This is a genomic window from Candidatus Accumulibacter necessarius (assembly GCF_036625085.1).
The window spans coordinates 479,768-502,023 of record NZ_JAZKUM010000002.1; the positions used below are offsets into that span (position 1 = coordinate 479,768).

Annotated in this window: 19 protein-coding genes; 9 read left to right on the forward strand and 10 right to left on the reverse strand. The window is 63.4% G+C overall.

Annotated elements, in window-relative coordinates; genetic code table 11:
- Positions 1–300 precede the first annotated feature (300 nt).
- The 9 genes from tkt to V5B44_RS06560 all read left to right on the forward strand — a co-directional run bounded on the left by tkt (position 301) and on the right by V5B44_RS06560 (position 12,152).
- The gene (tkt, locus tag V5B44_RS06520; protein WP_332358275.1) at positions 301–2,286 is read left to right on the forward strand and encodes a transketolase; all 1,986 of its coding nucleotides are present in this window, start codon (positions 301–303) and stop codon (positions 2,284–2,286) included.
- A 20-nt stretch (positions 2,287–2,306) separates the two neighbouring features.
- A complete protein-coding gene (gene gap, locus V5B44_RS06525; RefSeq protein ID WP_332358276.1) occupies positions 2,307–3,305 on the forward strand; it encodes a type I glyceraldehyde-3-phosphate dehydrogenase in 999 nt (332 codons plus the stop codon).
- 267 nt (positions 3,306–3,572) lie between these two features.
- Positions 3,573–5,012, forward strand: a complete 1,440-nt coding sequence (gene pyk / locus V5B44_RS06530) for a pyruvate kinase (protein ID WP_332358277.1) — start codon at positions 3,573–3,575, stop codon at positions 5,010–5,012.
- A gap of 119 nt (positions 5,013–5,131) precedes the next feature.
- Entirely contained in the window at positions 5,132–6,196 is a 1,065-nt protein-coding gene (fba, locus tag V5B44_RS06535; protein WP_332358278.1) for a class II fructose-bisphosphate aldolase, read from the forward strand.
- A gap of 55 nt (positions 6,197–6,251) precedes the next feature.
- Positions 6,252–7,574, forward strand: coding sequence for a DUF3422 family protein (locus tag V5B44_RS06540; RefSeq protein WP_332358279.1), 1,323 nt, complete (start codon positions 6,252–6,254; stop codon positions 7,572–7,574).
- A 110-nt stretch (positions 7,575–7,684) separates the two neighbouring features.
- Positions 7,685–8,623, forward strand: a complete 939-nt coding sequence (locus tag V5B44_RS06545; protein WP_332358280.1) for a phosphoribosylaminoimidazolesuccinocarboxamide synthase — start codon at positions 7,685–7,687, stop codon at positions 8,621–8,623.
- 60 nt (positions 8,624–8,683) lie between these two features.
- Positions 8,684–9,457 carry a DUF2189 domain-containing protein gene (locus V5B44_RS06550; RefSeq protein WP_332358281.1) on the forward strand — a complete coding sequence of 258 codons (774 nt, stop codon included), beginning with the start codon at positions 8,684–8,686 and terminating at the stop codon, positions 9,455–9,457.
- A 43-nt stretch (positions 9,458–9,500) separates the two neighbouring features.
- A complete protein-coding gene (locus V5B44_RS06555) occupies positions 9,501–11,606 on the forward strand; it encodes a M3 family metallopeptidase (protein ID WP_332358282.1) in 2,106 nt (701 codons plus the stop codon).
- A gap of 18 nt (positions 11,607–11,624) precedes the next feature.
- Complete coding sequence (locus V5B44_RS06560; RefSeq protein WP_332358283.1) at positions 11,625–12,152, forward strand: glutaredoxin family protein; 528 nt, start codon at positions 11,625–11,627, stop codon at positions 12,150–12,152.
- A 210-nt stretch (positions 12,153–12,362) separates the two neighbouring features.
- Here V5B44_RS06560 and V5B44_RS06565 read toward each other — a convergent pair whose 3' ends face one another.
- From V5B44_RS06565 to V5B44_RS06610, 10 genes are all read right to left on the reverse strand, one after another.
- Positions 12,363–14,090: a cation acetate symporter gene (locus tag V5B44_RS06565; RefSeq protein ID WP_332358284.1), complete on the reverse strand. Its 1,728-nt coding sequence runs from the start codon at positions 14,088–14,090 to the stop codon at positions 12,363–12,365.
- Complete coding sequence (locus tag V5B44_RS06570; RefSeq protein ID WP_332358285.1) at positions 14,087–14,404, reverse strand: DUF485 domain-containing protein; 318 nt, start codon at positions 14,402–14,404, stop codon at positions 14,087–14,089. The genes V5B44_RS06565 and V5B44_RS06570 overlap by 4 nt, the downstream gene beginning before the upstream one ends.
- Before the next feature lie 152 nt (positions 14,405–14,556).
- Entirely contained in the window at positions 14,557–15,453 is an 897-nt protein-coding gene (locus tag V5B44_RS06575) for a hypothetical protein (protein WP_332358286.1), read from the reverse strand.
- 19 nt (positions 15,454–15,472) lie between these two features.
- Positions 15,473–16,585 carry a cell division protein ZapE gene (gene zapE, locus V5B44_RS06580; protein WP_332358287.1) on the reverse strand — a complete coding sequence of 371 codons (1,113 nt, stop codon included), beginning with the start codon at positions 16,583–16,585 and terminating at the stop codon, positions 15,473–15,475.
- 122 nt (positions 16,586–16,707) lie between these two features.
- Entirely contained in the window at positions 16,708–17,517 is an 810-nt protein-coding gene (locus V5B44_RS06585) for a LamB/YcsF family protein (RefSeq protein WP_332358288.1), read from the reverse strand.
- Positions 17,517–18,587, reverse strand: a complete 1,071-nt coding sequence (locus V5B44_RS06590; protein ID WP_332358289.1) for a biotin-dependent carboxyltransferase family protein — start codon at positions 18,585–18,587, stop codon at positions 17,517–17,519. The genes V5B44_RS06585 and V5B44_RS06590 overlap by 1 nt, the downstream gene beginning before the upstream one ends.
- On the reverse strand, positions 18,584–19,351 hold the full coding sequence (pxpB, locus tag V5B44_RS06595) for a 5-oxoprolinase subunit PxpB (RefSeq protein WP_332358290.1): 768 nt from the start codon (positions 19,349–19,351) through the stop codon (positions 18,584–18,586). Before pxpB ends, V5B44_RS06590 begins: the two co-directional genes overlap by 4 nt.
- Before the next feature lie 102 nt (positions 19,352–19,453).
- Positions 19,454–19,897, reverse strand: coding sequence for a 6-carboxytetrahydropterin synthase QueD (queD, locus tag V5B44_RS06600; protein WP_332358291.1), 444 nt, complete (start codon positions 19,895–19,897; stop codon positions 19,454–19,456).
- A 117-nt stretch (positions 19,898–20,014) separates the two neighbouring features.
- Positions 20,015–20,713, reverse strand: a complete 699-nt coding sequence (locus V5B44_RS06605) for a hypothetical protein (RefSeq protein ID WP_332358292.1) — start codon at positions 20,711–20,713, stop codon at positions 20,015–20,017.
- A gap of 72 nt (positions 20,714–20,785) precedes the next feature.
- Positions 20,786–22,210: a pyridoxal phosphate-dependent decarboxylase family protein gene (locus V5B44_RS06610; protein WP_332358293.1), complete on the reverse strand. Its 1,425-nt coding sequence runs from the start codon at positions 22,208–22,210 to the stop codon at positions 20,786–20,788.
- Positions 22,211–22,256: the final 46 nt, after the last annotated feature.

The following is a 22,256-nucleotide window of genomic DNA, read 5'->3' on the forward strand; positions in this document are numbered from 1 at the left end:
TTGCCGGGTCGTGCGACAAGTTGCCCTTCTGAAGTCATCCCGTTCGCGTTGCAAGTTCAGTTGAGACAAGTGTAGGCAGCGTTATAGATTATTAAAAGTTAAACTTTTTTCTGCAGACCGTTAGCTTTGGTTTGTGTTATCAGTGGTCAAGGACAGGCGGGCCGGGATCCTGCTCGCTGCGGCCTGGCGCTGCTCGGTAGCCACCTCGACGGCACGGTAACGGGGAGTGGCAAACCGCCCTGTTTTAGCGGATAATTTGGCCATGCGACCAAACTTCCTTCCACGGACTGGCGAATCATCGTGCCCGCTACGTTTACCCCCCTGACCAGCGTCATTCGCGCCCTTGCCATGGACGCGGTCCAGCAAGCCAACTCCGGCCACCCCGGTATGCCGATGGGGATGGCTGAGATCGCAGAAGTTCTCTGGCGCCGCCATCTGCGCCACAACCCTGGGAATCCCTTCTGGCCAGACCGTGACCGTTTCGTACTCTCGAACGGTCATGGCTCGATGCTGATCTACACCCTGCTGCATCTCACGGGTTACGATGTCGCGATCGATGACCTGAAGAATTTCCGTCAGTTTCGCTCGAAGACTCCCGGTCACCCCGAAGTCGGTCACACCCCCGGCGTCGAAACCACCACTGGCCCGCTCGGCCAGGGCCTCGCCAACGCGGTCGGTATGGCGATTGCCGAAAAGGTGATGGCTGCCGAATTCAACCGCCCAGAACACGAGATCGTCAACCACTGGACGTATGTCTTCCTCGGTGACGGCTGTCTGATGGAAGGCGTTTCGCATGAAGCCTGCTCGCTGGCGGGGACCCTCGGACTCGGCAAGCTGATCGCTCTCTACGACGATAATGGCATCTCGATCGACGGTCATGTCGAGGGGTGGTTCACCGACGACACTCCAAAGCGTTTCGAGGCCTACGGCTGGCAGGTCATCGCAGACATCGACGGGCACGACAGCCAGGCCATCGACAAAGCGCTGCTCGACGCTCGCGCTGACAAAGGCCGGCCAACGCTGATCTGCTGCAAGACGCGGATCGGCCTCGGCTCACCGAACAAGGTCGGGACCCACGATGTCCACGGTGCGCCGCTCGGGGCGGCGGAGATCGCCGAGGCACGCAGCCACATCGGCTGGCAACATGCCCCCTTCGAGATCCCCGACGAGGTTTACGCGCAGTGGGACGGTCGCATGCGCGGCAACGTGTTCGAAAGCAACTGGAACGTCCGCTTCGCCAGCTATCGGGCCGCTTTTCCCGAGCTTGCCGCCGAGTTTTCCCGTCGCATGCGCGCTGAGCTGCCGGCTGACTGGACGGCGTACGCCGCACGGACGCTGGCCGAGATCGCCGCGAGGGGCGACAACATCGCGACCCGCAAGGCTTCGCAGAATGCGATTGAGGTTTTCGCACCGCACTTGCCAGAGCTGATTGGTGGCTCGGCCGATCTTGCCGGCTCCAACCTCACGCTCTGGAAGGGCTCGAAGGGGGTCAGCCGAAGTGAAGGTGGCAACTATCTCTATTATGGCGTCCGCGAATTCGCGATGACGGCGATTGCCAACGGCCTTGCATTGCACGGCGGCCTGATTCCCTACACCGCAACCTTCCTCGTTTTCTCCGACTACGCACGTAGTGCCATCCGCATGGCCGCGCTGATGAAGCTGCGCCAGATCATGGTCTATACCCATGATTCCATCGGTCTCGGCGAAGATGGTCCGACCCATCAGCCGATCGAACACGTGGCCTGCCTGCGTCTGATTCCCAATGTGGACGTCTGGCGTCCGGCCGACGCCAGCGAAACGGCCGTCGCCTGGGTGGCCGCGATTGAGCGCGCCGATGGTCCGACGATTCTCGCACTCTCGCGGCAGAACCTGCCGACGATCACCACCGGTGTGACACCCGAGCGTATGCGTTGCGGCGCCTACGTGCTCACCGACTGCGCAACGCCGCAGGTGGTGCTGATCGCAACCGGATCCGAGGTCAAGCTGGCCCTTGACGCCCGCCAGGCACTTGTTGCTGATGGCATGGCTGTGCGCGTGGTTTCGATGCCCTGCGCCGAAGTGTTCGACCGCCAGGACGCCGCATACCAGGAATCCGTCCTGCCGCGAGCGGTACCGCGTGTCGCCATTGAGGCCGGAGTGAGCAGTTTCTGGTCTAAGTATGTTGGACTCGACGGTGCCGTTGTCGGCATCGATCGTTTTGGAGAGTCGGCACCCGCCGGCCAGTTGTTTGACTTTTTCGGTTTCACGGTGGCCAACGTGGTCAAGACCGTGAAATCCCTGTTGTAATTTTTCAAGGAGACCGTTTCATGACAATCAAGGTTGGAATCAATGGCTTTGGCCGTATAGGCCGGATGGTATTTCGCGCGGCAGTTCAGGACTTCCCGGATATCGAGATTGTCGGTATCAACGACTTGCTCGAACCCGATTACCTGGCGTACATGCTCAAGTATGATTCGGTACATCGCCGCTTCCAGGGCACCATCTCGGTCGACGGCAACACGCTGGTCGTCAATGGCAAGAAAATCCGCCTGACCGCCGTCAAGGACCCGGCAGAACTGAAATGGAATGAAGTCGGTGCGGACGTCGTCGTCGACTCGACCGGCCTCTTCCTTACCACCGAATCGTGCCAGAAGCATATCGCCGCCGGTGCCAAGAAGGTCATCCAGAGCGCTCCGAGCAAGGACGATACGCCAATGTTCGTCTTCGGCGTCAATTCCGATAGCTATGCCGGTCAGACGATCATCTCGAATGCGTCGTGCACCACCAACTGCCTGGCCCCTGTCGCCAAGGTGCTGCATGACAACTGGGGCATCAAGCGTGGCCTGATGACCACGGTACACGCTGCGACGGCCACCCAGAAGACCGTCGATGGCCCGTCCAACAAGGACTGGCGCGGTGGCCGCGGTATCCTCGAGAACATCATCCCGTCCTCGACCGGTGCCGCCAAGGCTGTCGGCAAGGTCATCCCCGAGCTGAACAAGAAGCTCACCGGCATGGCCTTCCGCGTGCCCACTTCCGACGTATCGGTCGTCGACCTGACGGTCGAGCTGAGCAAGGAAGCCACTTACGAGCAAATCTGCGCCGCCATGAAGGCAGCCTCGGAAGGTCCGATGAAGGGCGTTCTCGGGTACACGAACGAAAAAGTGGTGGCCACCGATTTCCGTGGCGAGAGCTGCACGTCGGTGTTTGACGCAGAAGCCGGGATGGCCCTCGACGGAACTTTCGTCAAGGTTGTCTCGTGGTATGACAACGAGTGGGGCTACTCCTGCAAGGTGCTGGAGATGGTCCGCGTAATGACCAAGTAGCCAGCCAGGGGCGCCTTCGGGCGCCCCTGATGCGCTCGCTTCCCGATCGCGCGTTGGCCACGTCGCATCGTTGGCAGATTCTTCCGGTATTTTCTGCGTTGATGGAAACTACCGTACTTGCGCCCCTCCGGTTGGGCTCATAGAATCCGAAACCCACTCAAGCATTGCCGCAGAAGCAGACCGTGCACTCCCCGCTTTTTCGCGCTGATCAGGGCCGTGGCCACCCCCACCGCCCGCTCGAGGGAGTTCTGCAGGAATAGGAAACCCATGTATCGAGATACCAAGATCGTTGCCACCCTCGGTCCGGCGTCATCCAGCGCCGAAGTGCTGGAGCGCATGTTTCGCGCCGGCGTCGATGTCGTTCGCCTCAACTTTTCTCATGGCAAGCCGGAGGAGCATGTCGCGCGAGCACGACTCGTACGTGAGGTGGCCGCACGTATCGGGCGGCCGGTTGGCATTCTCGCCGATCTCCAGGGGCCCAAGATCCGCGTCGGGAAATTCGCCGACGGCAAGACCTGGCTTGAGCAAGGCGCTCACTTCATTCTCGATGCCCGATGCGATCTGGGCAATAACGAGCGCGTCGGTCTCGACTACAAGGACCTGACCCGTGACGTCTCGGCCGGCAGCGTCCTGCTGCTTGACGATGGTCGCATCGTGCTTGATGTGCAGCGAGTCGTCGGCTCGGAGATCTTCACCGTCGTTCGCCACGGTGGTGAACTCTCGGACAACAAGGGCATCAATCGCCAGGGAGGTGGCCTCTCGGCACCGGCGCTGACCGCCAAGGACATGGAAGACATCCGCACGGCAGCCAGCATCGAGGTTGATTTTGTCGCTGTCTCCTTCCCCAAGAGTGCGGCCGACATGTACATGGCCAAGCAACTGATCCATGCCGCCGGGGGGCAGGCGCAGACCATTGCCAAGATCGAGCGCGTCGAAGCCGTGGCGGCTCTCGAAGAGATCATTGCTTCCTCGGACGGCATCATGGTGGCGCGTGGGGACCTCGCGGTCGAAGTCGGTGATGCCGCCGTGCCCGCTCTACAGAAGCGCATGATTCACCTGGCGCGCGAAAAGAACAAGCTGGCGATCACGGCAACCCAGATGATGGAGTCGATGATTCTCTCGCCGGCCCCGACGCGAGCCGAAGTCTCGGATGTTGCCAACGCCGTGCTCGACGGAACGGACGCAGTCATGCTCTCCGCCGAAACGGCTTCCGGCAGGTATCCCGTTGAAACGGTCGAAGCGATGGCGCGGATCTGCCAGGCGGCAGAGCGGTCGGCTGAAGTGACGCTCGACAGCGCGTTTCTCAATCAGGTGTTCACGCGCATCGACCAGACCATCTCCCTGGCAGCGATCTGGACCGCGCATCACCTCAAGGTCAAGGCCATCGCTGCGCTCACCGAGTCGGGTGCGACCGCCCTGTGGATGAGCCGTCTCAACTGTGGCGTTCCGGTTTACGCACTGACCCCGCGATCTGATGCAGTGACCAGGATGAGCCTTTATCGGGCGGTGTTCCCCTTGTTCATGACCCAGCGTCCGACCACCCGCGATGAACTGCTGCACGACGCGGAGCAACTGCTGATGAATGCGGGAATCGTCGAAAAGGGAGATTTCATCGTGCTCACCGCCGGGGATCCGATGGGCACCAGCGGCGGCACCAATACGCTCAAGATCGTTCGCGTTGGCGATCAACAGCCCTACAAGGTCTAGGCCGAAAGCAGGGCGAGCGACCTGATCGCCCGGCTGTTGGCCAGAAATGCAGTTTTTGGGAAGAAGCGCCAGCCGCTTCCCGCGCTCGGGCAACCGGGCAATCACTGGAGAAAACACTCATGCCAATCGTATCGATGCGTCAATTGCTGGACCACGCCGCCGAGAACGGCTATGGTCTGCCCGCTTTCAACGTCAACAACATGGAACAGGTATGGGCCATCATGGAAGCCGCCGCTGAAGTCGACGCGCCGGTGATCATGCAGGCTTCCGCCGGTGCCCGCAAGTACGCCGGCGAGCCCTTCCTGCGCCACCAGATCTTGGCCGCGCTCGAAGCCTACCCTCAGATCCCGATCGTCATGCACCAGGATCATGGCCAGTCGCCCGCGGTTTGCATGAGCGCGATCCGCTCCGGCTTCTCGTCAGTGATGATGGATGGATCCCTCATGGCTGACGGCAAGAGCGTCGCCTCTTATGAATACAACGTCGACGTCACCCGCAAGGTGGTCGAATTCGCGCACGCCATCGGCGTCTCCGTCGAAGGTGAACTGGGGGTCCTTGGTTCGCTGGAAACCATGCGCGGGGACAAGGAAGATGGTCACGGCGCCGAAGGTCACATGACGCGTGAGCAACTGCTGACCGATGTCGAGCAGGCAGCAGACTTTGTCAAACTGACGCAGTGCGACGCGCTGGCAATCGCCATCGGCACCTCGCATGGCGCCTACAAGTTCACCAAGAAGCCGACCGGCGATATCCTCGCCATCGACCGCATCAAGGAGATTCACCAGCGTATCCCGAATTGCCACCTGGTGATGCACGGATCTTCATCGGTGCCGCAGGAACTGCTCGCCGAGATTCGCGAGTTTGGCGGCGACATGAAGGAGACCTACGGCGTCCCGGTCGAAGAGATCGTCACCGGCATCAAGCACGGTGTGCGCAAGGTGAACATCGACACCGACATCCGTCTGGCAATGACCGGTGCCATCCGCCGTTACTTCGCCGAGAACCCGTCGAAGTTCGATCCGCGCGACTACCTCAAGCCGGCTCGCGAGGCAGCCAAGAAGATCTGCCGCGCCCGGTTCGAGGCTTTCGGTACGGCCGGCCAGGCCAGCAAGATCAAGGTGATCCCGCTCGACAAGATGGCCGAGCGTTACAACAGCGGCGAGCTGAAGCAGACCGTTCGCTGATCGTTTGCCAGAGGCCGCGGCGCGCCAGCCGGGTGTCGCAGCCACTCCTGGATTCATGGTGAGCAACGCCGTCCACCCGAGAGTCGAACTCGCCGCACATCCACTGCGCGAGCTACTGAACGACGAGTTTCACGCCCGCCCGCCATTGCCGCTGACCAGTCCGGTGCTGGTTTCGCACCTGGTGTTAACGCAGGACTCGGCGGTATTGGCGGGCGAGCGGAACCGGCTCTGCCGACTCGCCCAGACCCATGCCGGCAAGCTGCTCACCAGTTCCGACACCTGCCTGGTTTTCGATGGCGGACCTTTCCTGCTCCGCTGGGAGTTGCACACCGAGTTTTCAAGCTACACTGTTTTTCGTTCGCTGCCGTCTGGCGAGCCGCGGAATGCCGAAGCAACCGCGCTCGACGTGCTGCCGACCGAGTGGCTGCGGACACTGCCGGGGCAGATGATCGTCGCTACCCATGTCGAGTTGCGTTCGAGCGGTGAGTTGTCCCCGCACTCGGTCACCGCCTCCCTGACGCCGACAGGACGCCAGATGGTCGCCGCGCAGGTGGCTGACCGAGCCGCCTGGGTGTTCACCGACTTTATTTTCGACCAGGGCTTTTCGCGCTTCGTCGTGCTCGATGTTTCACTGACGCAAAGGCAGGCCGGTCGGACGGTGCAGCGGCTGCTGGAAATCGAGACCTATCGCTTGCTGGCCCTGCTCGCGCTGCCAGTCGCCAAGGAAGTCGGCGGTTGGCTGACGGGCGCTGAGAAGCAGCTGGCTGAAATGGTTGATCATATCGGCCAGGCCAACTCGCCGGCCGATGAACGCGAGGTACTCGCCGATCTGACCCGACTCGCCGCCGAGGTCGAGCACTCGGTCGCCCGGACCACCTTCCGCTTTGGCGCGGCACGCGCCTACCATGATCTGGTGATGCAGCGCATCGACGAACTGCGCGAGATTCGTGTTGTCGGCTGCCCGACCTTTCACGAAATCATGCAGCGCCGCCTGCTGCCGGCGATGCACACCTGCATCGCGATGGCCAACCGCCAGGACGACCTGTCCGACCGTCTGGCGCGCACCAGCCAGCTCTTGCGAACCCGGGTCGATGTTGAACTCGAACGTCAGAATCAGGAGCAGCTGACGCAGATGAACCGGCGTGCCAGACTGCAGTTGCGCCTGCAGGAGACCGTCGAGGGTCTGTCCGTGGTCGCCATCACTTACTATGCTTCGCAACTCGTGCACTATCTTGCCAAGGGCGGCAAGATGCTGTTCCCGGAGATCTCGCCGGAAATCGCCGCCGCCGTCTCGATCCCGCTGATTGCCGGTTTTTTGATGCTCGGTATCCGGCGGATGCGCAGGAGACTGCGCCAAGCGGAAGACAGCGAACACTGAGCACTGGCGGCCAACGGGGTCAAGGCCCTCCGACCGGGCAGCGATCTGCCCTATAATCGCAGCGCTCCCGCCCCCTGTCTGAATTTCCTTTCTCTCAACGGATCAAGCACGTGACCGCAGCCCTCTTTGAATCGACGATCGCCAGTCTGCCTCTGCTCGGCCGCGGCAAGGTGCGAGATATCTATGCGATCGGCACCGACCGGCTGCTGATCGTGACCAGCGACCGCATTTCGGCCTTTGACGTCATTCTGCCGGACCCGGTGCCGGGCAAGGGCAAGGTGCTGACCCGGCTGGCCAGCTTCTGGTTCAGCAAGCTTGCCGCGATCGTCCCCAACCAGCTGACCGGCATCGATCCGGAAACGGTGGTCGCTGCCAGCGAGCGTGAGCAGGTTCGTGGCCGGGCTCTGGTCGTCAAGCGACTGCGGCCGCTGCCGATCGAGGCGGTGGTTCGTGGCTATCTGATCGGCTCGGGGTGGAAGGACTACCAGGCCAGCGGCAGCGTTTGCGGAATCCCTCTGCCGGCAGGACTCCGCCTGGCGAGCCGGCTGCCGCAACCGATCTTCACCCCGGCGACCAAGGCGGCAATCGGCGATCACGATGAAAACATCTCTTTCGCGCGCGCGCAGGCCGACTGCGCGGCTGTGCTCGCCGACCTTCTGGCGGCCAGTGGCAAGAGCGGCGAGGCGGTCGCCACGCAGGCGCGCGACGCCGCCATCGCACTGTACACTGCTGCCGCCGGGCATGCCGCTGCGCGCGGAATCATCATCGCCGACACCAAGTTCGAGTTCGGCCTCGACGCTGCCGGTACGCTGCACCTGATCGATGAAGCGCTGACCCCGGATTCGTCGCGTTTCTGGCCAGCCGACGACTATCACGAAGGCAGCAATCCGCCGTCCTACGACAAGCAGTACCTGCGCGACTATCTGGAGACGCTTGACTGGAACAAGCAGGTGCCAGGTCCCCGGCTGCCGCCCGCGGTGCTTGCCGGAACCCGTGCCAGGTATGTCGAGGCCTGCGAGCGCCTGACTGGCGAAACCTTCGTCGATTGAACGGCTTGCCAGTGCCACCACCACGAGACGTCCATCCACACCCCTCAGCAAGGAGAACGCATGGGTCTGGAGCCAACTCCCCCTGACCGCGGTCACGCGCCGCCCAAAGTCCGCAGCGTCTCGGTGGGTCGACCATTTGTCTGGTTGGCGGCCGGCTGGCGTGATCTTCGCGCCAACCCGATTGCCAGTCTGGCCTACGGCCTGCTGTTCGCGATTGCCGGCGACCTGATCACGATTTTCGCCTGGCGCAATGGACATTTGTTCATTGTCGCAACGTCGGGCTTTTTCCTGATTGCCCCGCTGCTGGCCGGCGGACTTTACGAGATCAGCCGGAGACTCGAAGCTGGGCAGTCGTCGACCTTCTTCGTCTCCCTGGCCGGTGGCCGGCGAAACAGCGTGGAGCTGGCCAAGCTAGGGCTGCTGTTGGGGGTCATTGGCTTCGCCTGGGAACGCATCTCGACGATGCTGTTCGCTTTCCTCGCACCGAACATTGCCCCCGATCTGCTCGCACTGCTGGCCGAGGTCCACCTGTCCACGGACCACCGCGACCTGCTGTTGATCTGGATCCTGACCGGCGGCACGCTGGCGCTGATGGTCTTTGCCATCACGGTGGTCTCGGTACCCCTGCTGCTCGATCGCAAGACCGACTTCATCACCGCCATGCGCACCAGTCTGCGCACCGTTGATGCCAACGTTCTGGTCATGATTTTGTGGGGTGCGATCGTGGTCACGCTGACCGCAATCGGTTTTCTCACCCTCTTCTTCGGACTGATCGTTCTCATGCCGCTGATCGGCCACGCTTCATGGCACGCCTATCGCGACCTTGTAGAATAGGCGCAAAGCCGTGCTCCGCTCTTCTCAAACCACGGACTCCCCGATGACCGTCAACCAACTGCAAGAAACCCCACTGCTGAACCCGCTGCTCGACTTCGCCGGCCTGCCTCGCTTCGACGCGATTGTCCCGAGCGACGTGCAACCGGCGATCAGCCAGTTGCTCGATCACTGCCGCGCCCTTGTGGCTCGCCTGAGCTCCGACGCCGTTGCTGCGACCTGGGCTGATTTCGCCGCGCCACTGGGCGATGGCTTTGAGCAATTGTCGCGCGCCTGGGGAATCGTCGGTCATGTTCACTCGGTTAACGACGTCCCGGCGTGGCGCGACGCCTACAACGGCATGCTGCCCGAGGTGTCCCGCTTCTACGCCGAGGTCGGCCAGAACGTCAAGCTCTTCGCGAAGTACAAGGCGATCGCCGGGAGCGCGGAATACGCTGGTCTGTCGGCCGCCCAGCGTCGGGTCATCGAAAACGAGCTGCGCGATTTTCGCCTCAGCGGAGCGGAGCTGGCCGAGGACAGCAAGCCGCGCTTTCAGGCGATTTCCGAGGAGCTGGCGCAGCTTTCGGCCAAGTTCTCCGAGAACCTGCTCGACACCACCAACGCCTTTGCCGAGCTGGTGACCGACGAGGCCGAACTCGCAGGCTTGCCTGACGATGCTCGGCAAGCCGCCCGCGAGGCCGCAGAACAGGAGGGCAAGAGTGGCTGGAAGTTCACCCTGCACATGCCTTCCTACCTGCCGGTGATGCAATACGCCGACAGTCGACGCCTGCGCGCTGCGATGTACCGGGCGTACGCGACACGCGCCGCCGAATTCGGCGCCGTCGAACTCGACAATACGCCGCTGATCCGCCGGATTCTTGAACTGCGCCGGGAGCAGGCGCAGATGCTCGGCTACGCCAACTTTGCCGAAGTCTCGCTGGTACCGAAGATGGCCGAATCGGTACCGCAGGTGCTGTGTTTCCTGCGCGATCTGGCGGTTAGGGCGAGGCCCTTTGCCGAGAAGGACGTTGCCGACCTGCGTGCCTTCGCCCGAGACCAGCTCGCTCTCGCGACGATGGAGCCTTGGGATATCGGCTACGTTTCCGAAAAGTTGCTGCAGGCACGTTATGCCTTCTCCGAGCAGGAAGTGAAGCAGTACTTCACTGAGGACAAGGTTCTCGCCGGATTATTCAGCGTCATCGAAAGCCTGTTCGGCGTTCACCTCAAGCCTGACTGCGCGCCGGTATGGCACGAAGACGTCCGCTTCTTCCGCATCGAAACGCCAGCCGGTGAGCTGGTCGGACAGTTTTACCTCGACCTTTATGCCCGTCCAACGAAGCGTGGCGGTGCCTGGATGGACGAGGCCATTGGTCGCCGCAGAATCAGACAAGAGTCGCTCGCTACCAGCAGTAAAGGCATTCAAAGGCCGGTCGCCTATCTCAATTGCAACTTCTCGCGACCAATCGGCGAGAGGGATGGCAAGGCGCGGCCTGCAATCTTCACACACGACGAAGTCAGTACGCTCTTCCACGAGACCGGGCATGGCCTGCACCACCTGTTGACGCAGGTCGACGAACTGGGCGTCGCCGGCATCCATGGCGTCGAGTGGGATGCCGTCGAGTTGCCATCGCAATTCATGGAGAACTACTGCTGGGAGTGGCGTGTTCTGGAGGGCATGACCGGCCATATCGATACCGGCCAGCCGCTGCCACGCGCCCTGTTCGACAAGATGCTTGCGGCGAAGAACTTCCAGAGCGGCCTGCAGACGCTCCGCCAGGTGGAGTTTTCGCTCTTCGACCTGCTGTTGCACAGCGACTACGATCCGGCAGGCGAACGCAGCGTGCTCGAACTGCTGGCCGACGTCCGGCGCGAAGTGGCCGTCCTGGTACCACCCGAATGGCACCGCTTCCCGAACAGCTTCGCGCACATCTTCGCCGGGGGTTACGGCGCCGGCTACTACAGCTACAAGTGGGCCGAGGTCCTTTCGGCCGACTGCTACGGCGCTTTTGAGGACGCCGGTAACCCGTTCGATCAGGCCACCGGACGGCGCTTCCTGAGCGAGATACTTTCGGTCGGCGGCAGCCGTTCGGCGATCGACAGCTTTCGTGCCTTCCGCGGCCGCGAGCCCCAGGTCGACGCCTTGCTCCGACACAGCGGCATGATCACTGCCTGATTATCGAGGACCTGCAGCATGTTCACTTCAGCTCCCACGCGCGTCGCCGGAATGGCCGCACTTGCCGCTCTCCTGCTGGCCAGCCCGGCCGTCAGCGCAGAGACCACTTACCGCTGGACCGACCCAAACACGGGCCGCACAGTGATCTCCGACCTGCCGCCGCCGCCGGGAGTCAGGCAGGTCACCAAGTACACGACGACCATCGGCGGTGGCGAGCGGCAACCCTCGTATGCCGTTCGCCAGGCGAGCGAGAAGTTCCCGGTGGTGCTCTATACCAGTGCCGGTTGCGGCGATCCGTGCAAGCAGGCGCGTGCCCTGCTCAATGCCCGTGGCGTTCCTTTCGCCGAGAAAGTACTGGAGAGCGAGGAGGATCTGACGGAACTCGGCCGGCAACTCGGCGGGGAAGCCCAGCTACCCAGCATCAGCGTCGGCCGGCAAAGCGCTCGGGGCTTCGAACCCACGAAATGGAACGATCTCCTTGACGCGGCCACCTATCCGGCCACTGCTCCCTATCGCGCCAGGACCCCGGAAAAGCGTCCTGAGTGATTTTCTCCCCTGAGACATGAGGCAACACGATTGAATCAGGGCGGAGAAGGCGCGCGATCCCGCGCTGCAACTGTACGCGGCAGCTGAGCGGTCTCAAACGTGGTTTCTAGCGCTCGGCGCCACTGCAAGAGCCCTGGCAGAAAATGAAACGGCCCGGAAGCATGCGCTCCCGGGCCGTTTGCCGATCAGGCCGTCGGAAGTAACTGTTGCTTAGTGACCCGATGCCGAGGAAGAGCCAACGCCCGTTTCCGAACGAACCTTCTGCGCCGGATAGAGCGAGCGCTCAAGCTGCGCCTGCTTGCTGTTGTCCATCTTGGAAACCAGATAGATCACCAGGAAAGCTGCCGTCATCGAGAACAGGGCCGGTGAAGAGTAGGGGAACAGCGCGCTGCCCTTCGGGTTGTGGAGGACCGCTTCCCAAACCGAGGCGGAAAGGATGGTCAGTACCACCGAAGCCACCAGGCCGACGATGCCACCCGCTACCGCACCCTTGGTCGTGCAATCCTTCCAGAGGACTGACATGAACAGGACCGGGAAGTTGGCCGAGCAGGCAATCGCAAAGGCCAGCATCACCATGTAGGCGACGTTTTCCTTTTCGAACGCGATGCCGAGGAACACCGCGACGATGCCGAGGCACACCGTGGTGATCTTGGAAACGCGCAGTTCGGAAGCCGAGTCCGCCTTGCCGTGCTTGAATACCGTGGCGTACAGGTCGTGCGACACGGCCGAGGCGCCGGACAGCGTCAGGCCGGCCACCACGGCCAGGATGGTCGCGAAGGCCACCGCCGAGATGAAGCCGAGGAAGACGTTGCCACCGACCGCATTTGCCAGGTGGATGGCGGCCATGTTGCCACCGCCCTTGAGGCCATCCCAAACCAGCTTCCCGTCAGCGCCGACGGCTTGGACACCATCAACCATCTTCGGCACGTAGTAGGCCTCCGGGCTCTGCGTCAGCATGACGATGGCGCCAAACCCGATGATGAAGGTCAGAATGTAGAAGTAGCCGATCCAGGTCGTTGCCCAGCCGACCGACTTGCGGGCTTCCTTCGCACTCGGTACGGTGAAGAAGCGCATCAGGATGTGCGGCAGACCGGCAGTACCGAACATCAAGGCCATGCCGACCGAGATCGCCGAAACCGGATCCTTGATCAGAGCACCCGGGGACATGATTGCCAGATGCTTGGGATGGACCTCGACCGCCTTGGCGAACAGCGCGTTGGGGTTGAAGCCGAACTGCCAGAGCACGGCCAGCGCCATGAAGGTCGCACCGGTAAGCAGCATGATCGCCTTGATGATCTGCACCCAGGTGGTGGCCGTCATGCCGCCGAAGAGCACATAACACATCATCAGCACGCCGACGATGATCACCGCGTAGATGTACTCCATGCCGAACAGCACCTTGATCAACTGACCGGCACCGACCATCTGGGCGATCATGTAGAAAGCAACCACAACCAGCGAGCCGGTGGCGGCAAAGCTTCGCATCGGCGTCTGTGAAAAACGGTAGGCAGCGACGTCAGCAAAGGTGAACTTGCCCAGGTTGCGCAGACGCTCGGCCATCAGGAAGGTGATCACCGGCCAGCCAACCAGCCAGCCGATCGAGAAGATCAGTCCGTCAAAGCCGTTGGCAAACACTAGACCCGAGATCCCGAGGAAGGAGGCTGCGGACATGTAGTCGCCGGCAATCGCCAGACCGTTCTGAAACCCGGTGATGCCGCCGCCGGCAGTATAGAAGTCGGCGGCTGACTTCGTCTTTGCCGCAGCCCACTTGGTGATCCCCAGGGTGATCGCGACGAAGATGGCGAACATCGCGATCGCCACCCAGTTGGTCGCCTGTTTCGTCGTATTCCCCAGGTCGGCACCGGCAGCGAGGACGCCACCGGCAGCGAGCAGGCCGAGAGTCAGGCCAATAATGTTACGCGTGGATTTGCTGATCATTTCTTGCTGGCCTCCCTGATGACCTCGGCACTCATGTCGTCGAACTCGGTATTGGCCTTGCGGACATAGACGTTGGTAATGACGATCGTGAAGATGATGACACCGACCCCCAGCGGAATGCCGATCGTCGTCACCACATCTGGCGTGAGCGGCGTACCCAGCCACTCCTTGTTGAAGGCAATCAACAGGATGTAGCCGTAATAGGCGATGATCATCAGGATGGACATGATGATGCTGTAAGTGGAGCGCTTGCGGACCAGTTCGTGGTACTTGGGATTGGCCTCAATCCGTGCAACGATGTCTTCGTTAGCCATCTCTTTCCTCTCAAATGGATCGATATTGAGTCACTTATCATGACTAGCCGCCGATCATAATGGCAATTACTTACTTGTCACTTACGGGGGGCAACCAGCTCGTGCGGCGAGCCAGTTGGCAACGGCCTGCCTGTGGCGGGCGCTGTCTCGCCTCAGGGCAGCTCCTCAACCTGTAACCAGACGCTGCGTCGGTCGCTGGCCTGGCTGCTCCCGCCGTGCAGATTGCCGCGCTCGCCGAAGTTGGCCTGCTGGCTGCTGCCGCCCAGTTCGAGCCACTCGCCCAGGCGACCCGACACGGTGGTTGACAGTCGCTGGGTCTCGATACTGCCGTAGCTCTGTTTGCCGGGCGAATCGAACTGCGGGCTGATCTCCAGTGTCACCCGATCACCGATCACCCGGGGTGCGGCGTAAAAACCCTGACCGAGATCACGGTAGACGATGCCTTCACTGACCACCACGCCGCGCGGCCCGAATGCCACCTGCCGCAGCGGGATCGGCAGCGACTGCCCGACATGGATCAGGGCGCGCCCGCCTTCGACCACCTGCACCATCTGTGTGCTGCCGCTGCTCTCCGTGCCCTGCCGGTCGTGGGCCTGAGCCGTGATGTTTGAAGCCCCGCGCCGGACCTCTATGCGCGTGTTTTCCTGGGTGCCAGACGACGGCTGGGTGATCCGCCCCCACTGGTCAATGACGATTTGCCCGGCCACCTCAGAGCCCTGCTGCCGGCTCTGTGCGTCACGGTTCTGGCTGACGCGGATCAGCAGGCGTCGCGCCGGGGTATCGATCGCCGCGAGCGCCTGTTTGATCTGTTCCCGGTTACGCCGCGAGGCACGCAGGATCAACTGGTCGTTCATCCCGGAAAGGCTGCCACCGGCTTCGAGCAGCGGCTGCAGGGCGGGCAGCACCTGGTCGAGCGTGCGATGCCGGAGGGCGATGATCTCCATCTCCTGCTGCGCAAGAGCGGACGCCGGCAGACAGGCGAAAAGCAGGGTCAGCAGGCAGCGCCTGATGGCCGCGGTGTTGAAGCAGGCCCTGCTTCTGCCGATCATCGACGGAGCGACGCGTCGCTCATGACAGGTGCGGCAGGCCGAGATACTCGCGCGAGCGCATCTCGGTCAGGCGGCTGGCCGTACGAAAGAACTCGCTGGCCTGCGTGCCCTGCGTGTACAGGCCGTCCGGGCCGCAGTCGGCGGTGGCGATCAGCTTGACCTTGTGGTCGTAGAAGATGTCGACCAGCCAGGTGAAACGCCTCGCCTCGGAGGACATGCTCGCCGACATCCGGGGAATCGCCGAGAGCAGCACGGTGTGATAGCCGCGCGCCAGCTCCAGGTAGTCGTTCTGCGAACGCGGCCCACCACACAGCGCCTTGAAGTCGAACCAGATGACGCCGTGACCGCGACGCTGCGTCGGAATCTCGCGCCCGAGGATCTCGATGCTGCCGCCCTGCATACCCTCGCCACCGTCCATGGCGCTGAAGTACTCGGCCATCTTGAGTTCGGCTGCGGCATCCGCCGGGAAATGAAAAATCTCCACCTGCTCGAGCGTGCGCAAGCGATAGTCGATGCCGGCGTCGATCTCCAGCACATCCAGCCGCGACTTGATCAAAGCAATCGTCGGCAGGAAGTTCTCGCGCTGCAGACCGTTCGGGTAGAGTCTCTCAGGCGGGTAATTCGAGGTCATCACGAACACCACGCCGCGCGCGAAGAGCGCTTCGAGCAGGCGACCGAGGATCATCGCGTCGGCGATGTCGGAGACGTGAAATTCGTCAAAACAGAGCAGCCGCACTTCGCTGGCCAGGCGTTCGGCCACCTTCAGGAGTGGATCGCTCTCGCCCTTGAGTTCGTTCAACTGGCGATGGACACCATGCATGAAGGCGTGAAAGTGGATGCGCCGCTTGCGACGGTAGGGCACCGCGTCGAAGAAGCAGTCCATCAGGAAACTCTTGCCGCGCCCGACGCCGCCCCAGAAATAAACACCACGCGGCACTTCCGGCGCCGCAAAAATACGCCGCAGGGCACTGCGACGCCCGACCTTGAACGACAGCAGATCGTAGTAAAGGCGCTGCAGACGGTCGGCAGCCGCCCGCTGCGCTGCGTCAGCGTTGAAATTTCGTGCCGCGAGCAGGCCCTCGTAGGCATCGATCATGCCCCGCTCGGGGACTTTGAGAATTCTATGAGGCATCAGCGTCTTTCCGCCATTCGGGCACAATTCCGCGTCCTGCGGTGGTTGGCCGGTGAGGCCGGCTGACCAGAACTGCTGCCTGGGCCGCGCCACCCGCCGCTCACCGCAGCGACGCCGGTATTCTAGACGATCGGCGGCAAAACGTCAGAATCGACCGGCGGCTGCAGCACTTGCGGCAGCGGCAGCAGGCTGATTCCCGAGGCAAGCAGCGCAGCACGAATCGCGGTCGCCGCGGCCACCGCTTGCGGTCCATCACCATGCACGCAGATGCTGTGAAACTCGGTCGGGATGACCTGCCCATCGACGCTGACGAGGCCGCCCGCGTCGAGCATGCGCTGCACGTGCGCGACGCATTCGTCGGCGGTAGGCAGAACCGCGCCGGGCTGACCGCGCGGGACCAGATTGCCGGCGTTGGTGTAGGCCCGGTCAGCAAAGATCTCGGCCGCCACGCGCAGTCCGGCTGCCGTCCCGGCCAACGCCAGCTCCGACAGCGCCGGCGCGAGCAGGATCAGCGATCGATCGAAGCGGCGGATGGCTGCCACCACGCTCCTCGCCAGTACCGCATCCTCGCAGGCCATGTTGTTCAGCGCGCCGTGCGGTTTGACGTGCGTCAGCCGACCGCCTTCGGCCTGCGCAATCCCGGCCAGGGCGCCGATCTGGTAGATCAGCAGCGCTTCCAGCTCGGCGGCGGGAAAATGCATCGCCCGCCGGCCGAAACCCTGCAGATCGGGAAATGAGGGATGCGCCCCCAGGCTGACGCCGGCGGCCAGCGCCTGCACCACCGTACGGCGCATCAGCAGCGGGTCGCCGGCATGAAAGCCGCAGGCGATGTTGGCCGCGCCGACAATCCGCAATAGCTCGTTGTCGCTGCCCGTTTGCCAGGCGCCGGAGCTTTCGCCGAGATCGGCGTTGAGATTGATCCTGCGCACCATCAGTTTCTCTCCCATGAGTAAGGCGCTGACGAGACCGGCGGCTCCTCGCCGCGCGCATCAACCACGCCACTGACCAGATTGGCGGCGTAGATCGCCTGCAGATCGAGCGTCCCCGCTTCCGCCAGCGGCCCGATGTCGGCGATCAGCGCGCGCAGTGTCGCTGCACGCGCCCGCGCTGCCTGCTCGGCAGCCACCACTGACATTGCCGCAAAGCGAACGATCTGCCCCGGCGCCATGACTGCCAGGCGCGGCAGATCGGCCGAGATAACCGTCGCGATCTTTGGATACCCGCCGGCGGTCTGGCCGTCGGCAAGCAGCACGATCGGCTGGCCCTGGCCCGGCACCTGGATCGAGCCCGGCACGGTCGCATCCGAAATGATCTCGCTGCCCTTCTCGGGGCGATGCCTGAGCAGCGGGCCGTCAAGGCGCATGCCCATGCGGTCGGCGGCGGCGAGAACGCGGTAAGGCTCGCTCAGGAGGCGGGCGATCGAGCCGGCGTCGAAGTAATCATCCTGCGGTCCGAGGACGACGCGAATTGCTGCCTTGGCATCAACCGGCGGTGTCCGCAGCCTCTTCTCGCCATTGCTGCCCGCGGTCGCGAGCAGCTGCGCTGCCGGTGTCAGCAGCCGGCCGTCGAGACCACCGAGGCGTGCGCGCGCATAGGTCGAAGCGCTGCCGAGCTGCTGCGGCACGCGGATCCCGGCCAGCGCGACATAGCCGACCCGGCCAGCCGACAGCATGCCACAGCGCAGCGTCTCGCCGGGCGCCAGGGTGACGCTGCGCCATGAGTCCACGCGGCGCTGCCCATCCGCGCCTGTCAGTACCGCCGAAAAATGACCCGCAAGAGCGATCTGCACCGGCAACTCCCGCGCCCGCAGCACCAGGCCGCCGGCCAGGAATTCGATCGCCGGCGCATCTTCGGCATTGCCCAGCAGGGCGTTGGCCAGCCGCAGCCAGCCGGGCTCCAGCGCGCCGGCGTGGGGGACGCCGATCCGGCGCAGTCCTGGCCGGCCGAGATCCTGGATCGAAGCCATCGCGCCCGGGCTGACGACTTCCAGGACGGCGCTCATCGCGGCGCCTCGTCAGTCAGTAGGAAAGCGCCAGGCGGCAGCGGCGAAGCGCTCATCGCCGGCATCTCGTCGCTCAGCGAGTGATACTCGGCGGCGTCAATTGCTCGCCAGCACACCCGGTCACCGGGCAGGAGCAGTGCCGCCTGCGGCCAGGCGACCGAAAACAGCGGCACTGGGCAGGCGCCGATCAGGTGCCAGCCGCCGGGGCTTTCCCACGGATAGATCGCGGTAAGCGTCCCGGCCGTCGCCACACTGCCCGCCGGCACGCGCGTCCGCGGCTCGCTGCGACGCACACGCGCGAGCACCTCCGGCAGATCGCCCATGAACGGAAAGCCGGGCAGGAAGCCGAGCATGTAGACCTCGTAGGTGCCGGTCGAATGCAGGCGAACCACTTCCGCCGGTGTCAAGTCACAGGCTTCCGCCAGCGCTTCGAGATCAGGTCCGCAGGTGGCGATCTGGTCGCCGTAACACACGGGCAGCTGCCACAGTCGCCCACGACGTACACTCACCGCAACAGCGGCGGCAACTGCCGCCCGGATGCCTCGCTCGATCTCGGCCCGACTGGTCAACAGGGGATCATAGATGACGGTCAGCGAGCGGAAGGTCGGCACCGTTTCGACGATGCCTGGCAGGTCACCGCCGGCGATTGCCTTTGCCAGCGCCTCATCGACTGCCGCCACTGCTGCCAGCAGGCGGCGGTCGAGACGATCGCCAAGCTCGATGGTCAGCGCCGTATCGCCGGCGTCGAGGATGCGAAAGTTCATGCCACCATCCCATCCAGTTCAGATTTCCGCGCCTACAGCCCGGCCGGGCGTCCGCCTGCCAGGCCACTGACGACCATCATGCGCAGCGGAACTCACGCGACGCTATTCGCGCATCGCCTCCGCCCAGCAGTTGGGCGTTTCGTAGAGACGCAGACGTTCGAGACGCAGGTGATTGCCGTAGGTATCACGATACGCCGCGTCGAGAATCGCGAACGCCTTCCGGGCAAGGTTTTCGGCGGTCGGCACACAATCGAGCAACACCGTTTTGTGATCCGGCAAGGACTGCAGGAAGTTTACCACCGGCAGATCACCGGCATAGGCCAGGAAGGCATGATCCCAGGCATCGACCAGATGCGCCATGGCCAGCGCTTTGACGTCCGAAAAATCCATGACCATGCCGTTGGCCGGGTCGCCATCCTGCCGGATGATGTCCCCTGCCAGCGTGATCTCGATCGCATAGCGATGCCCGTGCAGGTGACGACATTGACTCCCGTGGTCGGGAATGCGGTGACCAGCGTCGAACTCGAGGCGGCGGGTAATGAGCATCGGCAGGGCAGGGGCGAAAGAGGCGCGATTATATCATCGCGGCTCACGGCTCCTCCGGCCGCGCCGAATCCGCCCTGGGGGATGTCAGGAAACGTTCGATGGTCCAGCGCAAGCCGTTCACTTGAGAACGCTGACCGGCAGAAAGACGCTGGTGGCCACCGCATGGGCCAGCCGTGAGGCCCCGCGACCGTTACGATCGGCGACGACCACCGCCATGAAGTCGAGCAGGCCCATCAGCCGGCCAAATTGGCGCTCGAAGGAAAGATTGCGATTCTCCGGGTCGAGCTCGTTGGAAAATAGATAGAGCTCGCCGGCGGCGTTGCGGTCGTGGCCAAGCTTCCAGACCGCAATATCCATGTTCCTGGCGCAGTTGAAGAGTTTTCTTTCGTCGAGGCTGTCGAGAACGTAGAACTCTTCCTTGTGCTCAAAGGCGGCGTCAACCATCGTCAGCAAGCCGAAGATCAACGCTGCGACACGATCGCCAGTGTAGGTCTCGCTGAAAGCCAACGCCGCTGCCGTCCCTTCACGCCGATCGCCCAGTTCTGGCGGGCTGCGCCGGCTCCGCAGCCCCTCCAGCGCCCGCTCGCGGCTGGCCAGGCCGGCCTTCTTCCACTCGTTCGGATTACGCTTGTAGAGCTTGTCAGCAATCAGTAGCAAGCCGTCAACCACCTCGGCGCGATTGGTATCGGCAATGCGGTCCACATCGGATTTGGCCAGGTACTTGAGGTCGAAAGTCGTTTCCGTGCGGCCATCCCGGCTCAGTCGGGTGGTGCACGCAGCGAGCGCCAGCACCAGTACCACGGCCAGCCAGCGCATCAGCCGGCCTGGCCTGCGCGGCTGCCGGTCCCGGCGCAAAGGCAGCAAGCTGGCGTGCTGTCGGTCAAAGGATCACTCCAGGCCGCTGATGTGCTCGACGGCGGCCTGCAATCGGCCAACGTCGTCGGGCGTGGTTTGCCAGTTGTCGAATGCGGCGCGGATGGCGGCGCGGCCATTCCAGATCGTTCCGGTCACGAAGGCGCGGCCATCGGCCTGGATTGCGCCAACCACCATGCGGTTCAGTGCGTCGGTCGCAGCGTCGTCCAAGCCCTTGCGAACAACGCGAAAGCAGACGATGTTGAGCGGTGCCGGGTTCATCAACTCGAGGCCGGGTGTCACCTCGATCCAGCGGGCAAAGGTGGCAGCGTTGTCGGTGCAGCGCTCGACGATCGTTCGATAACCCTCCCGGCCGAAGGCCTTGAGCGTGCACCAGGCGGCGAGCCCGCGAAAGCGACGAGACATCTCCGGTACGTGGGTGTAGGGATCCCAGCCGGCGCTGCCGAGGACGTAGGCGCCGCCGGCAGCAAATGCCTCGCGCAGGATGGTGCCGTCGCGAACGAAGGCGAAACCGCTGTCGTAGGGTACGTTCAGCCACTTGTGCGCGTCCGACGCGACCGAGTCGGCCCGTTCGATGCCGCGATTCAGATGCGCCAGCCGGGGTGACACCGAGGCGAAGAGACCGAACGCAGCATCCACATGCAGCCAGGCGCCGCCTGGATGGGAATCACGCAGATCGGCCAGCGACGCCAGGTCGTCGAAGTGCCCGCTGTTTACCTCGCCGGCGTTGCCCACAATGATCACCGGTCCCGGGATCTCTCGCAGCAGTCGCGCCAGTGCCGCAACGTCAACCGAGCCACCCGGCGCCGGAGCCTTGCGTACCTGATTGCGGCCAAAGCCGAGTGTGCCCAGACACTTGAGGGCGCTGAGGTGGATCTCGGTGCTTGACGCCACCAGGATCGCCGGATGACCGGCCAGACCATCAGCCGACGCGTCGAAGCCTAGTCGTCGGCCGGCCCACTGCCGCGCTGCAATCAGGCCGACGAGATTGGCCATCGTTGCGCCGCTGGTCAGGGCGCCGGACCATGCCGTCGGCAGTCCGAAGAGCTCCTTCAGCCAGCGCAGGACGACCAGTTCGGTCTGCGCCGCCGCCGGACTGCTTGCCCACAGCCCCGCGTTCTGGTCAATTGCCGATGCCAGCCAATCCCCGGCGAGGGCGGCCGGCGTGACGCCGCCGGTGACGAAGCCGAAGAAGCGGGGTCCCGGCGATGCGGTAATCCCGCGTTCGGCGCGAGTGAACCAGTCATCAAGGACGCCGGCTGGATCGCTGCCGGTCTCCGGCAGCGCTTCGTCGAGCGCCGCCGCCATCTCCTCGGGCGATGGAACATGACTGACCGGGCGCTCCGGCAGCGACGCCAGAAAAGCGCTGGTCAGCGCGTGCGCGCGTGCGAGGGCACGTTCGGTCATGGCGATGGTGGTCGAGTCGATTGCCTGGTTCATGATCGAGAAGTCACCCGTTCAAGAGCCCGAAGGATTTCGGGCAGGC